This window comes from Streptomyces sp. MRC013, from assembly GCF_023614235.1.
Lineage (GTDB): Bacteria > Actinomycetota > Actinomycetes > Streptomycetales > Streptomycetaceae > Streptomyces.
Window position 1 is genome coordinate 2,672,950 of the sequence record NZ_CP094264.1, and the last position, 14,510, is coordinate 2,687,459.

At 70.2% G+C, this 14,510-nt stretch carries 7 protein-coding genes and 1 pseudogene; 6 read left to right on the forward strand and 2 right to left on the reverse strand.

What is annotated here, in order from left to right:
• Positions 1-73 precede the first annotated feature (73 nt).
• Positions 74-2,806 (reverse strand): transglycosylase domain-containing protein, encoded by a 2,733-nt coding sequence (locus LUW75_RS12310; RefSeq protein ID WP_250335647.1) that lies wholly within the window; start codon positions 2,804-2,806, stop codon positions 74-76.
• A 357-nt stretch (positions 2,807-3,163) separates the two neighbouring features.
• Here LUW75_RS12310 and LUW75_RS12315 point away from each other — a divergent pair, with 357 nt between their 5' ends.
• From LUW75_RS12315 to LUW75_RS12325, 3 genes are all read left to right on the forward strand, one after another.
• Positions 3,164-3,856 (forward strand): PadR family transcriptional regulator, encoded by a 693-nt coding sequence (locus LUW75_RS12315; RefSeq protein ID WP_250335648.1) that lies wholly within the window; start codon positions 3,164-3,166, stop codon positions 3,854-3,856.
• 50 nt (positions 3,857-3,906) lie between these two features.
• Complete coding sequence (locus LUW75_RS12320) at positions 3,907-4,989, forward strand: inositol-3-phosphate synthase (RefSeq protein ID WP_250335649.1); 1,083 nt, start codon at positions 3,907-3,909, stop codon at positions 4,987-4,989.
• 89 nt (positions 4,990-5,078) lie between these two features.
• Positions 5,079-6,401, forward strand: a complete 1,323-nt coding sequence (locus LUW75_RS12325) for an MFS transporter (RefSeq protein ID WP_250335650.1) — start codon at positions 5,079-5,081, stop codon at positions 6,399-6,401.
• A gap of 16 nt (positions 6,402-6,417) precedes the next feature.
• Here LUW75_RS12325 and LUW75_RS12330 read toward each other — a convergent pair whose 3' ends face one another.
• Entirely contained in the window at positions 6,418-7,860 is a 1,443-nt protein-coding gene (locus LUW75_RS12330; protein WP_250335651.1) for a CCA tRNA nucleotidyltransferase, read from the reverse strand.
• Positions 7,861-8,039: 179 nt separating this feature from the next.
• Here LUW75_RS12330 and LUW75_RS12335 point away from each other — a divergent pair, with 179 nt between their 5' ends.
• The 3 genes and pseudogenes from LUW75_RS12335 to LUW75_RS12345 all read left to right on the forward strand — a co-directional run bounded on the left by LUW75_RS12335 (position 8,040) and on the right by LUW75_RS12345 (position 14,478).
• Positions 8,040-10,388 (forward strand): DUF6049 family protein, encoded by a 2,349-nt coding sequence (locus LUW75_RS12335; protein ID WP_250335652.1) that lies wholly within the window; start codon positions 8,040-8,042, stop codon positions 10,386-10,388.
• A gap of 45 nt (positions 10,389-10,433) precedes the next feature.
• Positions 10,434-12,644: a murein biosynthesis integral membrane protein MurJ gene (gene murJ / locus LUW75_RS12340; RefSeq protein WP_250335653.1), complete on the forward strand. Its 2,211-nt coding sequence runs from the start codon at positions 10,434-10,436 to the stop codon at positions 12,642-12,644.
• Between the two features lie 119 nt (positions 12,645-12,763).
• Positions 12,764-14,478: pseudogene (locus LUW75_RS12345) on the forward strand (protein kinase family protein).
• Positions 14,479-14,510 lie beyond the last annotated feature (32 nt).

The window sequence follows — 14,510 nt, forward strand, 5'->3', positions numbered from 1 at the left end:
CGGCACGCGAGCGCGTGCGGTGCGGCGGCCCTCGCCGGGGCCTGTCGCCGGCGGTCCGGCGGGAGCGACCCGGCTAGCCGTCCACTCCGCCGAACCAGCCGCCCGAGCCCCCGCTGCCGTTGCCGTTGCCGTTGCCGCCGTTGGGCGGCGGCTGACTCGTCTCGCCGCCTTCCGTGGTCCCGCCCTCGGTGCTGCCGCCGTCGCCTCCGGTCGTACCGCCGTTGTCGGTGCCGTCCGTCGTTCCGCCCTCGGTGGTGCCGCCCGATCCGGTCTCGCAGTCCCAGTCGAGCGGACCGCAGCTCTTGCTGGGCTTCCCGGTCTCCCCGGGCGGGCTCGACGACGGCGACGAGGACGGCGAGTCCGACGGCGACGGGGTCGCGGACGGCTTCTCGCTCGGCGTCGGCTCGGGGCTCTCGGCACCGCCGCCGTACACGGGCTGGGCGCCCAGGTCCTCCGGCGCGGGGAACCGCTCGACCGACATGCCCTTGTGGACCTCGGTCATGTACGCCTTCCAGATCTCGGACGGGAACGACGAACCGTGGACCTTCTTGCGGCCGCCGGTACCGAACATCTCCTCGAACTTACGGTTCTTGTTGGAGGCGTCGTCGTCCAGGCGGTACATGTCGATCGCCGTCACCATCTGCGGGGTGTAGCCGACGAACCAGGCCGACTTGTTGCCGTCCGTGGTGCCGGTCTTGCCGGCCGCGGGGCGGTCCGGGAGGCGGGCCTTCGTGCCGGTGCCCTTCTCGACGACGTCGACGAGCACGTCGGTGACGTTGCTGCTGACGGCGGTCGAGAAGGCGCGGCTCGGCTTGTCCTCGTGCTGGTAGATCACGGCGCCGTTCTTCTTCACCTGGGTGACGGAGTGCGGGTCGCGCTGCTCGCCGTTGGACGCGAAGGTCGCGTAGGCGGAGGCCATGCGGATGGCGCTCGGGTCGGAGATGCCGATGGAGAACGACGGGACGTTGCCCTTGGCGAGGCTGCTCTCCAGCAGGCCGGCCTCGATCGCGGTCTTCCTGACCTCCTTGATGCCGATGTCCATGCCGAGCTGGACGAACGGCGAGTTGGCGGAGTGGATCATCGCCTCGCGGAGGTTGATGTCGGGGTAGCTCCTGTCGTCGTCGTTGACCTGGAGCCACTCCCTGTCGTTCTCGTCCCTCCAGATGCTGCCGTCGTAGTCGCGGATCTTCAGCTTGTTCTTGCCGTTGTAGATCGCCGTGTCGGGGTCGATCAGCGTACGGTCCTCGGGTCCCTGCTCCCGGCCCTTGCGGGGGTCCCGGACGCCGTACTTCATGCCCGCGGCGAGGACGAACGGCTTGAACGTCGAACCGACCTGGGCGCCGGTCTGGTCGGCGTTGTTGGTGAAGTGCTTCGTCGCGTCGGTGCCGCCGTAGATGGCGACGATGGCCCCCGTCTTCGGGTCGACGGTGGCGCCGCCGAACTGCACGTGCGTGTCGGTGTCGGGGCGCTTCTCCGGGTCGATGCTCTCGGCGTAGACCTTCTTGATGGTCTTCTCGAGGGCCTCGACCTTCTTCTTGTCGAAGGTCGTCCTGATCTCGTAGCCGCCCAGGGACAGGTCCTCGGCGGTGATGCCCCGGTCGTTGTTGTTGATGAAGTACGCCTTGGCGAGGTCGACGAGGTAGCCGACCTGCCCGCTGAGCTTCGCCTGCTTCTGCAGGGGCTTGACCTCCGGGAAGGTCGTGATCGACGCCCGCTTGGCGGGGGCCAGCTTCCCGTCCTTGACCATCTCGTCGAGAATCCAGCGCCAGCGCTCCGTCGCGCGCGCGGTGTTGGCCTCGGCGGTCGCCCTGGGGTCGATCTCGGGCGCGCCGGCCGGGTCGTAGTAGGTGGAGCCCTTCAGGAGCGCGGCGAGGAACGCGCACTGGCTCTCGTCGAGGTCCTTGGCGTCCTTGCCGAAGTACGTGCGGGCGGCCGCCTGGATGCCGTAGGCGCCCCGCCCGAAGTAGGAGGTGTTCAGGTAGCCGGCCATGATCTCCTTCTTGGTCAACTTGTTGTTGACCTTGATGGAGATGAACAGCTCCTGGAACTTCCGCTCCAGCGTCTGGGACTGGTTGTTCAGCCGGTTGTTCTTGACGTACTGCTGGGTGATGGTCGAGCCGCCCTGGGTCTGCCCGCCGGTGGCCATGTTGAACAGGGCGCGGCCGATGCCCATCGGGTCGATGCCGGCGTCGGTCCAGAAGGTCTTGTTCTCGGCGGAGACCACGGCGTCCTGGATCCCCGTCGGGATCTCGCTGTAGTCGATGATCTGCCGGTTGACCTCACCGCCGGTGGCGGCCATCTGCGAGCCGTCCGCCCAGTAGTAGACGTTGTTCTCGGCCGTGGCCGCCTTGTCCTGGTCCGGCAGGCCCACCCACGCGTACGCGACGGTCGCGGCGCCCATCATCGTCGCGACGAAGGTCAGGAAGGCCCCCGTCACGAGCTTCCAGGACGGGACCCAGCGGCGCCAGCCGTACCTGCCGTGGCGGGGGTAGTCGATCAGCCGCTTCCTGCCCGGACCGCCGCCCCCGGGGCCCCGCCCCCCGCCGCCGGCGCCGCGGCGTCCGCCGCCGTGGCCGCCGGTGCCGCCCGCGCCCCCGGCGGAACGTCGCCGGCCACCGCGCTGGGCGGCCCGTCGCGCCTCGGCGCGGCCGCCGTACGGCCGCTCCCCGCCGTACGCGTCGGAGGGAGATCCTGTACTGACATCCCGCGCCGGGGCCGATCGGCGGCCAGGCTGCTGGGCAGCGCGCCGGGCCGCGGCGCGGCCGCCACCCTGCGGCTGCGGCGGTTTGCGACGGTGCTCGCTCATCGAACGACTACTCCTCGGGCAGGCGTTTACGCCTGGAAGCGGCAGCTGAGTTCCGGTCCCCCCGAAATGGATCGGACGAGCCCGCCGGGGCCGCCCGCCATGCACTCACGACGGGGACGCCCCCCCGTCCTCGCGTGGTTCCCGGTGGTATGCATGCCGCACAGACTACGCACGGTCAAAACCGCCCTTGAGCCGAAGTTCACCCCAAACCAGGCAACTCGCTTACAACGAATCACCGATGTGACGCCGTTCACGATCGTTCCGCTTGTCGATGTGGAACCGTCGTTCTATCGTCAGGATGTATCGAGTCGATACATCAGGACGGCATAAAGAGCGTCACGGAGGAGGAAGCGGCTGGTGAGCAGACGCTCCGGCATCCTGGAGTTCGCCGTCCTCGGTCTGCTCCGAGAAGCCCCGATGCACGGATACGAGCTGCGCAAGCGGCTCAACACCTCGCTGGGCATCTTCCGTGCGTTCAGCTACGGCACCCTCTACCCCTGCCTCAAAACCCTGGTCGCAAACGGCTGGTTGGCCGAGGAGCCGGGCAGCGCTCCCGAGGACGCCCTCGCCGCCTCCCTCGCAGGACGACGCGCGAAGATCGTCTACCGGTTGACCGCCGAAGGTAAGGAGCACTTCGAGGAGCTCCTGGCCCACACGGGACCGGACTCCTGGGAGGACGAGCACTTCGCGGCCCGCTTCGCCTTCTTCGGCCAGACGGAGCGCGAGGTGCGGATGCGGGTGCTGGAAGGCCGCCGCAGCCGCCTGGAGGAACGGCTGGAGAAGATGCGCGCCTCCCTGGCGCGCACCCGCGAGCGGCTGGACGACTACACGCTCGAACTCCAACGACACGGCATGGAGTCCGTGGAGCGCGAGGTGCGCTGGCTGAACGAGCTCATCGAGAGCGAACGGGCGGGCCGGGACCAGCGACGGCCCGGGCCGGAGACGTCGGCGGACCCCGTGGAGCAGAACAAGAGATCTGGAGAGACGGGCGGCCTGCCCCGGCACGGGGGCGGTACCCGGCCGGATCCGTCCGACGACACCACCAAGTGAAGCCCTGCGCACCGCAGGGTTTCGTCGAGAACAAACAGGGAGCAACCGGAATGGGTTCGGTTCGCGTAGCCATCGTCGGCGTGGGCAACTGCGCCGCCTCGCTGGTGCAGGGCGTCGAGTACTACAAGGACGCCGACCCGGCGGGCAAGGTGCCGGGGCTGATGCACGTCCAGTTCGGCGACTACCACGTGCGGGACGTCGAGTTCGTCGCGGCCTTCGACGTGGACGCGAAGAAGGTGGGTCTCGACCTCGCCGACGCCATCGGCGCCAGCGAGAACAACACCATCAAGATCTGCGACGTGCCGACCACCGGCGTGACGGTCCAGCGCGGCCACACCCTGGACGGTCTCGGCAAGTACTACCGCCAGACCATCGAGGAGTCCGCCGAGGAGCCGGTCGACGTCGTCCAGGTCCTCAAGGACCAGCGGGTGGACGTCCTCGTCTGCTACCTGCCGGTCGGTTCCGAGGACGCGGCGAAGTTCTACGCGCAGTGCGCCATCGACGCCAAGGTCGCCTTCGTCAACGCCCTCCCGGTGTTCATCGCCGGCACCAAGGAGTGGGCCGACAAGTTCACCGAGGCCGGTGTGCCGATCGTCGGCGACGACATCAAGTCGCAGGTCGGCGCTACCATCACCCACCGCGTCATGGCGAAGCTGTTCGAGGACCGGGGCGTCGTCCTGGACCGCACGATGCAGCTGAACGTCGGCGGCAACATGGACTTCAAGAACATGCTCGAGCGTGAGCGGCTGGAGTCCAAGAAGATCTCCAAGACGCAGGCCGTCACCTCCCAGATCCCCGACCGGGACATGGGCGAGCGCAATGTCCACATCGGCCCGTCCGACTACGTGGCCTGGCTCGACGACCGCAAGTGGGCTTACGTCCGCCTTGAGGGTCGCGCCTTCGGTGACGTCCCCCTGAACCTCGAGTACAAGCTCGAGGTGTGGGACTCCCCGAACTCGGCGGGTGTCATCATCGACGCCCTGCGCGCCGCGAAGATCGCCAAGGACCGCGGCGTCGGCGGCCCGATCCTCTCCGCGTCCTCGTACTTCATGAAGTCCCCGCCGGTGCAGTACTTCGACGACGAGGCCCGCGAGAACGTCGAGAAGTTCATCAAGGGCGAGGTCGAGCGCTAAGACCGACCCCGCAGGAGGACCCTCCTCCAGGTGCTGAGGCCCCCGCGGCGCGTGCCCGGGGGCCTCACCCGTGTGTGAGGCTTGCCGCCATGCCCGTCGTACGTGATCTGCGCGTACTCCTGCGCCTGACGAACTTCCGCCGGCTCCTCGCCGTACGGCTCCTCTCCCAGGGCGCCGACGGTGTCTACCAGGTCGCGCTGGCCGCCTACGTGGTCTTCTCACCGGAGCGGCAGGCGTCGCCCGCCGCGATCGCCTCCGCCATGGCGGTCCTACTGCTCCCGTACTCCCTGGTCGGCCCGTTCGCCGGCGTGCTGCTCGACCGCTGGCGTCGCCGCCAGGTGCTGCTGTACGGCAATCTGCTCCGAGCGGCCCTGGCCGGGGGAACCGCGCTGCTGGTCCTGGTGCCGGTGCCCGGCTGGCTCTTCTACGCCTCCGCCCTCTCCGTGACCGCCGTCAACCGCTTCGTCCTGGCGGCTCTCTCCGCCTCCCTGCCACGGGTCGTCGACGGGGACCGCCTGGTGATCGCCAACTCCCTCTCCCCGACCGCGGGCACCCTGGCCGCCACCGCCGGCGGCGGTGCGGCCTTCCTGGTGCGGCTGACCACCGGCTCGGACGCCGTCGTCGTCCTCCTGGGTGCCGCGCTCTACCTCTCGTCGGCGCTGACCTGCCTCCGTATGGAGCGCGGACTTCTCGGACCGGATCCGGACGCCGTCCCGGCGCGGATCGGCGCGGCACTGGCGTCGACCGCCCGCGGGCTGCGGAGCGGGCTGCGCCACCTGTCGGAGCGCCGGCCCGCCGCCCGGGCGCTGGCCGCGATGGCCCTCGTCCGGTTCTGCTACGGGGCGCTGACCGTGATGGTGCTGATGCTCAGCCGGTACGCCTGGACGTCGACCGAGGCCGGAGGGCTGGCCCTGCTGGGGCTCGCGGTCGCCCTCTCCGGTGCGGGGTTCTTCGTCGCGGCGGTGGTCACCCCCTGGGCGACGGCGAGACTGGGCGTGGGCGGCTGGATGGCCGGATGTGCCGGAACGGCTGCGGTACTGGAGCCGGCCCTGGGTCTCCCGTTCGCCCCGGTGACCACGATGGCCGCCGTCTTCGTCCTCGGTTTCACCACCCAGGCGATCAAGATCTCCACGGACACGGTCGTACAGAAGGCGGTCGACGACGCCTATCGAGGGCGGATCTTCTCCCTCTACGACATGCTCTTCAACGTCGCGTTCGTCGCCGCCGCCGGTGCGGCCTCCCTCGTCCTGCCCGCGGACGGGCGTTCCCCTCTGCTGGTCCTCGCCGTCGCCGGGTTCTACGCGCTCTGCGCCTTGGCCCTCACCCGCCGGACCCGGAAGGGCGGTGTTTCACGTGAAACACCGCCCTTCCGGGTCCGGGGGCTTCCCGGCCCGAGGTCGTGTTCCACGTGAAACACGGCCGGTGGGATCAGCCCTGGGAGGCCCACCACTCCTTGAGCGCGGAGACGGCCGCCTCGTGCCCCATCGGGCCGTTCTCCAGCCGGAGCTCCAACAAGAACTTGTACGCCCGCCCCACGACGGGGCCGGGGCGGACGCCGAGGACTTCCTGAATCTGGTTGCCGTCCAGATCCGGGCGGATCGAGTTCAGCTCCTCCTGCTCCTGTAGTTGCGCGATGCGCTGCTCCAGGCCGTCGTAGGCCCGGGACAGGGCGCTCGCCTTGCGCTTGTTCCGAGTCGTGCAGTCGGAGCGGGTCAGTTTGTGGAGCCGGTCCAGTAGGGGACCGGCATCGCGGACGTACCGTCGGACGGCGGAGTCGGTCCACTCACCGGTGCCGTACCCGTGGAACCGCAGGTGCAGTTCCACCAGCCGCGAGACGTCCTTGACCGTCTCGTTGGAGTACTTCAGCTCGGTCAGTCGCTTCTTGGTCATCTTGGCGCCCACCACCTCGTGATGGTGGAAGGAGACCCTGCCGTCCGGCTCGAAGCGCCGTGTACGCGGCTTACCGATGTCGTGCAGGAGCGCCGCCAGCCTCAGTACGAGGTCGGGGCCGCCCTCCTCCAGGGCGATCGCCTGCTCCAGCACGGTCAGCGAGTGCTCGTACACGTCCTTGTGCCGGTGGTGCTCGTCGCTCTCCAGACGCAGAGCGGGCAGTTCGGGCAGCACACGGTCCGCGAGACCGGTGTCGACGAGCAGCGCCAGCCCCTTGCGGGGGTGCGCGGACAGGATCAGCTTGTTCAACTCGTCCCGCACCCGCTCCGCGGAGACGATGCCGAGCCGCTCGGCCATCTCCGTCATGGCGGTGACGACCTCGGGGACCACCTCGAAGTCGAGTTGGGCCGCGAAACGGGCCGCACGCATCATCCGCAGGGGGTCGTCGGAGAAGGATGCCTCCGGGGTGCCCGGGGTGCGGAGCACTCGTGCGGCGAGATCCTCCAGCCCCCCGTGCGGATCGACGAACTCCTTCTCGGGCAGGGCGACGGCCATCGCGTTGACGGTGAAGTCACGGCGTACGAGATCTTCCTCGATCGATTCCCCGTAGGACACCTCGGGCTTGCGCGAGGTGCGGTCATATGCCTCGGAGCGGTAGGTCGTCACCTCGATCTGGTAACCGCCCTTCTGGGCTCCCACGGTGCCGAACGCGATCCCGACCTCCCAGACCGCCTCGGCCCAAGGCCGGACGATCTTGAGTACGTCCTCGGGGCGGGCGTCGGTGGTGAAGTCCAGATCGTTGCCGAGCCTGCCGAGCAGAGCGTCCCGTACCGAGCCTCCGACCAGCGCGAGGCGGAACCCCGCCTCCTGGAAACGGCGGGCGAGGTCGTCGGCGACCGGTGACACACGCAGCAGCTCACTGACCGCGCGTCGTTGCACCTGGCTCAGGGCAGTCGGGTTGTCTTCGTTGGCGTTCGGCACAACAGAACAGGGTACGTGCCCCCGCCACGGGCGGCCTCCCGGATTCCCACGCACCGCCGCCCTCCCCGGACGGGCGTACGGCCCTCCACAGCACTGCGCCGCGCCACATCTCGTTACCATGCCTGGACGCAAGGAGCGGCAGGACCCAACGGCACCAGACAAGAGGGACGGACGAACGCGTGGCCGAAGCGGCAGACCTCCAGGGTATCGATCCCTCCCCTGCCCGCCGCCGGCTGCGGCGGGTGGCCGCAGTCGGCGCCGCCGTCCCCCTCCTGGCCGGGCTCGTGCAGCTGCCCCTCCCACCCGCCGCTGCCGCGACGGCGCCGACGTCCGCATCGGCGACGCCGACGACTGCCGCGGCAGAGACCCTGACCGTCGCTGTGTCCCTGGACACACTCTCGCCGAGCGCACCGGTCAAAGGGGACAACCTCACACTGAGCGGCACGGTGACCAACGGGGGCAAGGAGACGGTGAGCCAGGCGCAGATCGATGTGCGCCTCGGTGCGCGGCTCTCCAGCCGCGGCGCGATCGAGGACGCCGCACGACGCGCCGGCTTCTCCCAGGGCAGGGACGGAAGACCCCTGGGTGACGCGCACCTCGTGCGGCTCCCCGAGATCCCGTCCGGCACCAGCCGCGAGTTCACCCTGACCGTGCCGGTCGACAAGCTCGGTCTCGACGATCCCGGTGTATACCAGGTGGGCGTCTCCCTCTCCGGCCGCACGCCGAGCGAGCCGTACGATCAGGTGCTGGGCATCGACCGGACCTTCCTGCCCTGGCAGCCGACCGCCGCGAAGAGCAGGACGCAGATCAGCGTCCTGTGGCCGCTGATCTCCTCGCCCCGCCTCTCCGCCGAGACGGGCTCCGACAACCAGCAGACGCCGGTGTTCGAGAGCGACGGCCTGGCCGCGGAACTGGCGCCCGGCGGTCGGCTGGAGCGAATGGTCGCGCTCGGGGCCGAACTGCCCGTCACCTGGGTCATCGACCCGGACCTGCTGGCCACCGCCGAGGCCATGACCAGCGAGTACCGGGTCAGGAACGAGGACACCACCGTCGCGGGCAGGAACCAGGCCGTCGCGAAGCGGTGGCTGAACTCCCTGGGTGAGGCCGTGCGGGGCGACAAGGTGATCGCGCTTCCGTACGGCGACCCCGACCTCGCGTCTCTCGCCCACCGGGGCAGGCGCGTCTCGGGCTCCCTGAGCCACCTGCGTCCGGCGACGGAACTGGCCGAGTCGACGGTCGAGACGATCCTCCACGTGAAACCGTCCGTCGAGTACGCCTGGCCCGCCAACGGAGCCGTCGACCCGTCGATCGTCGATGTGGCGACCTCGGCCGGGGCCGACAGGGTGATCACCCGCAGCGACAGCATGCGGGAACGCCTTTCGTACACACCGAACGCCGCCCGTCCGATCGGCGGCGGGACGACCGCGGTCGTCTCCGACGCGCTGCTGTCCACCGCCTTCGAAGGCGACATGTCCCGCGCGGGCGACTCCACGACGGCGATCCAGAGATTCCTCGCGCACACGCTCACCGTCACCCATGAGCGACCGGACACAGGCCGCAGCATCGTCGTCGCCCCTCAGCGGATGCCCACGGCCTCCCAGGCGGAGTCCCTGGCGAGCGCCTTGCGGATTCTGGGTTCGGAGCGCTGGTCGCAGTTCTCGGATCTGATCACCGCAACGACCGCCAAACCCGACCCCAGGGCGACGACGAGCGTGCCGTCCGCCGGGAAGTACCCCAAGGCGCTCAGTCGGCGTGAGCTGCCGGAGGCAGTGTTCCGGCAGATGCGGAACACCCGGGACAGTCTGGAGAACTTCCAGGTCATCCTCACCGCCGCCTACCGCGTCGTCACTCCGTTCGGGAATGCGATCAAGCGGGAGATGTCCACGTCGTGGCGGGGCCGCCCCGAGCAGGCCGTCGAGTACGGCAGGGGCGTCCAAGCCCACCTGGAGAGCCTCACCGACGAGGTGAAGCTGATCGAGAAAACGGACCTGACGCTCTCCGGGCGCAGCGCCACTATCCCGGTGACCGTGCAGAACAAACTGGTGCAGGGGGTCGAGCACCTGGTGTTGAGGCTGAGGTCGACCAAGCCGACCCGTCTGAAGCTCAACGGCGGCGAGACGGTCGCCGAGCTCCCGGTGCGGATCGAGGGCGGTCACAGCCAGTCGGTGAAGTTCACCGCCTCCGCCAACGCGAACGGTCCCGTCCCCGTCGAGGCTCAGCTGTACACGGAGGACGGCCGGCGGTACGGCGCCGCCATGACCTTCACCGTCAAGGTCTCCGAGATCACGTCGACGGTGATGCTCGTCATCGCCGGGGGAGTGCTGCTTCTGGTCCTCGCCGGTGTCAGGATGTACAGCCAGCGCAAGCGTGCCGCGGCACGACGTGATGACGCCGACACGACCGAGGAGGCCGGCCCCGCCCAGCCGGTGGCCGGGAGCGCTGCTCCGGTGCAGCCGAGTGACCCCGCGACGGACACCGGACCGCAAAGCACCGACCCGTCGGGCCCGGGTGAGAAAGTGGAGCACTGAGCGATGTCGTGGCCGGCCGGCCGGGGACGATGAGGTGGGGTAACCATGAACGCGCCGTACGACGGTGACCGCGGCCAGGGCGCGGCTGGCGGCAGTACGCCTCCGGGTGGGACACCGTCCGTTCCGACTCCGGAGTGGACGGCGCCCGCCGGCCCGCCCGCTCCGCACGCCCCCCACCCGCACGATCCCTACGTCCAGGATGCCTACGACCACGATCCGTACCGCTTCCACGACCTCTCCTCGCAGGACCCCGTCGACGAGGTCCTGTACGACCGGGCCGCGCATCCGCCGCCTCCGCCCGGCACGGAGCCCCGACCGCTCTACCAGCAGCCCGCCGCTCCGCAGTACGCGCCCGATCCCCGGGTGTGGGCCCAGACGCCTCCGCCCGAGCCCTCCGGTCCCTCCCGCCGTCTCCCCTACGGCGACGACGCCCGAACCGTGCAGTTCACCGGGGTCGACGACCTGGTGACCCATGCCTCCGAGGGGAAGCCGACGGCCGACGTCTTCGCGCATCTGTACCGGGACCAGCAGCTCCAGGGCCAGTCGACGGCGGCCCCGCCGGCCCCCGAACCGGTGGAACCGGACGTCTCCGAGGAACCGGTGGCGGCCCCGCCGAAGAAGCCGGGTGGAAAGGCGTCCGGGCTGCTGAAGTCCAGCGCCGTGATGGCGGCGGGCACCCTGGTGTCGCGCCTCACCGGCTTCCTGCGGAGCCTGGTGATCACCGGCGCCCTGGGAGCGGCGACGCTCGGCGACGCGTTCACCGTCGCCTCCACGCTCCCGACGATGATCTACATCCTGACCGTGGGCGGCGGCCTCAACTCGGTCTTCGTGCCGCAGCTCGTCCGCTCGATGAAGAACGACGAGGACGGTGGCGAGGCGTACGCCAACCGGTTGCTGACCCTGGTGATGGTCGCCCTCGCCGTGATCGTGGGCATCGCCGTCTTCCTGGCGCCCCTGCTCGTCCACGCCATGTCGCCCACCCTCGCGAACGACCCGGACGCCAACAGCGTCGCCGTCACCTTCGCCCGGTTCTGCCTGCCGACCATCTTCTTCATGGGCGTCCACGTGGTGGCGGGACAGATCCTGAACGCCCGCGGCAGGTTCGGCGCCATGATGTGGACGCCGGTCCTCAACAACGTCGTCGTCATCTTCACGTTCGGCCTCTTCATCTGGGTGTACGGCGCCTACTCCGAGACGAAGATGGGCGTGGACGTCATTCCCGACGAGGGCGTGCGGCTACTCGGCGCCGGCATGCTGCTGGGCCTCGTCGTCCAGGCCCTCTCGATGGTCCCCTACCTGCGCGAAGCGGGCTTCCGCTTCCGGCCGCGCTTCGACTGGAAGGGCCAGGGCCTCGGCAAGACGGTCGGGCTGGCCAAGTGGACGGTCCTGTTCGTCCTCGCCAACCAAGCGGGCGTCGTCGTCGTCACACAGCTCGCCACCGCCGCCGGAAAGGCATCCGGCGCGGACGGGGCGGGCATCCTCGCCTACTCCAACGCCCAGCTGATCTGGGGCATGCCGCAGGCGATCATCACCGTCTCCGTCATGGCCGCGCTGCTGCCCCGCATCTCCCGTGCGGCCCACGACGGCGACCCCGGTGCCGTCCGGGACGACATCTCGCACGGCCTGCGCAGCTCGGCCGTCGCGATCGTGCCGGTCGCCTTCGGCTTCCTCGCGCTGGGCATGCCGCTGTGCACCCTGCTCTACGCCTCCAGCGGCCCGGAGGCTGCCACGGGCATGGGCTTCATGCTGATGGCGTTCGGCCTGGGCCTGGTCCCGTACTCCGTCCAGTACGTGGTGCTGCGCGGCTTCTACGCGTACGAGGACACCCGCACGCCGTTCTACAACACCGTCATCGTGGCGGCCGTCAACGCCGCCGCCTCCGCCCTCTGCTACTTCGCGCTCCCCGCACGGTGGGCCGTCGTCGGTATGGCCGCCGGCTACGGCGTCGCCTACATGGTCGGTGTGGGCGTCGCCTGGCGACGGTTGCGCAACCGGCTGGGAGGCGACCTCGACGGGGCCCACGTCGTACGGACGTACGCCCGCCTCTCCATGGCCTCGGTCCCCGCGGCACTGGCCGCCGGCGCGGTCGCGTGGGGCCTCCTCGCCCTGCTCGGGAAGGACGCGCTGGGCTCCCTCGCGGCACTCGCGGCCGGCGGAGCCGTACTGATCGGCGTGTTCTACATGGCGGCCCGCAAGATGCGCATCGAGGAGCTCAACGCCATGGTGGGCATGGTCCGGGGCCGTCTCGGCCGCTAGAGCACGGGGCCGACGCACAACCATCGGCGCCCACCGCGTGTCGTGCACAGCGGTGGACTGTGGGCACAATTGGCATGGCTGTTGGATATGGCGCATCGGATGGGGAGGCGGGAACGACGGTGGCGGAACGTAGCACGGCTGCCGTCGACGTGGCCGACAACAGCGGTGACGACCCGCTGGCCGCCAAGGCGGACACGACCACGGCCGACGGGGCGGAAGCGCAGGACGCGACGGACATGTCCCCCCCGGACACCGGCGGCGGGCGGGAAGCCGCCGACGGCACCGTCGCGAGCTCCCCGGAGCTGCACAGCGGGTACAGACTCGCCCGCCGCTACCGACTCGAGGAGTGCGTCACCCGACTGGACGGTTTCAGCAGCTGGCGTGCGGTCGACGAGAAGCTGCGTCGCGCCGTCGGCGTGCACGTCCTGCCCGCCGACCATTCAAGGGCACGGTCGGTCCTGGCGGCCGCGCGCTCCTCCGCGTTGCTCGGTGACCCCCGGTTCGTCCAGGTCCTCGACGCCGTCGAGGAGAACGACCTCGTCTACGTCGTGCACGAGTGGCTGCCGGACGCCACCGAGCTGACCGCCCTGCTCGCCGCCGGCCCGCTGGAGCCGTACGACGCCTACCAGCTCGTCAGCCAGGTCTCCCAGGCGATGGCCGCAGCGCACCGCGAGGGCCTGGCCCACCTGCGGCTCACGCCGAGTGCCGTGCTGCGCACCTCCACCGGCCAGTACCGGATCCGCGGCCTCGCCGTGAACGCGGCGTTGCGGGGCATCACCGTCGACCGCCCGCAGCGCACCGACACCGAGGCGATCGGCGCCCTCCTCTACGCCGCGCTGACCCAGCGGTGGCCGTACGAGAACGACGCACACGGCTTGTCCGGACTGCCCAAGGGCATGGGTCTGATCGCACCCGACCAGGTACGGGCAGGGGTCCACCGGGGCCTGTCCGACCTCGCCATGCGGGCGCTCGCCAACGACGGCGCGACCGCCTCCCGCCAGGACCCCCCTGTACGACACCGGACGAACTCGCCAAGGCCGTCGCGGCCATGCCCCGCATCCGCCCGCCGGAGCCCGCCTTCCCCCCGGCCCCGGAGTACCAGCGCACGACCTACCAGCAGGGCACCTACGGCCGTCCGCAGCAGCCGAGCATGGCCGCGCAGCCCGTGCTCCCTCCGCCCGCCCCCTTGGAGAGCCGCACCGGCAAGGTGCTGAAGTGGACCGTCTCCGCGCTGCTGATCGCCGCGCTGGGGCTCGGCAGCTGGCAGGTGGCCGACCGCCTGCTCGACCAGCGCGGCGCGAACGGTGGCCCCGGCACGACGGAGCCGTCCCCCGGAGCCTCGGCCGACGACAAGCCGATGCGCCCGCTCCGCCCGTTGAAGATCGTCGACGCCCGGGAGTTCACGCCCGGGGGCTCCGGCATACAGCTCGACCAGGTGGAGAACGCGGTCGACGGCGATCCCCAGTCGGCGTGGGTCACCCCCGAGTACCACGGCTACGCCAACTTCGGAAACCTGCCGAACCGCCGGGGCGGCAGCGGCATCGTGGTCGACCTCGGCAGGGAGCAGAACATCTCCCGGCTCCGCGTCGGCCTGTACCGGAGCGGTCAGACGGTGCAGCTCCGCGCGGCGGGAGAGGCGGCCACGGGGTCGAGCTCTCTCTCGGACTTCCCCCGGGAGCTCACTTCCCCGAAGCGGGCGGACGGCAACCTGGACGTGGAACTGGACAAGCCCGTCCGCGCCCGCTACGTGCTGATCCACATCACGGAGCTGCCCACGGACGGCTCACCCGGCAGGTATCGCGGCGGTATTTCCGAGGTTCAGCTTCTGGGTTGACCGCCGCCCGCACGAGAATCCTCGTGGAGTGG

Bases quoted from the DNA above. Each gene is read 5' to 3' on its own strand.
- LUW75_RS12310 (WP_250335647.1), bottom strand. From the start codon at position 2,806: ATGAGCGAGCACCGTCGCAAACCGCCGCAGCCGCAGGGTGGCGGCCGC.
- murJ (WP_250335653.1), top strand. From the start codon at position 10,434: ATGAACGCGCCGTACGACGGTGACCGCGGCCAGGGCGCGGCTGGCGGC.
- LUW75_RS12325 (WP_250335650.1), top strand. From the start codon at position 5,079: ATGCCCGTCGTACGTGATCTGCGCGTACTCCTGCGCCTGACGAACTTC.
- LUW75_RS12320 (WP_250335649.1), top strand. From the start codon at position 3,907: ATGGGTTCGGTTCGCGTAGCCATCGTCGGCGTGGGCAACTGCGCCGCC.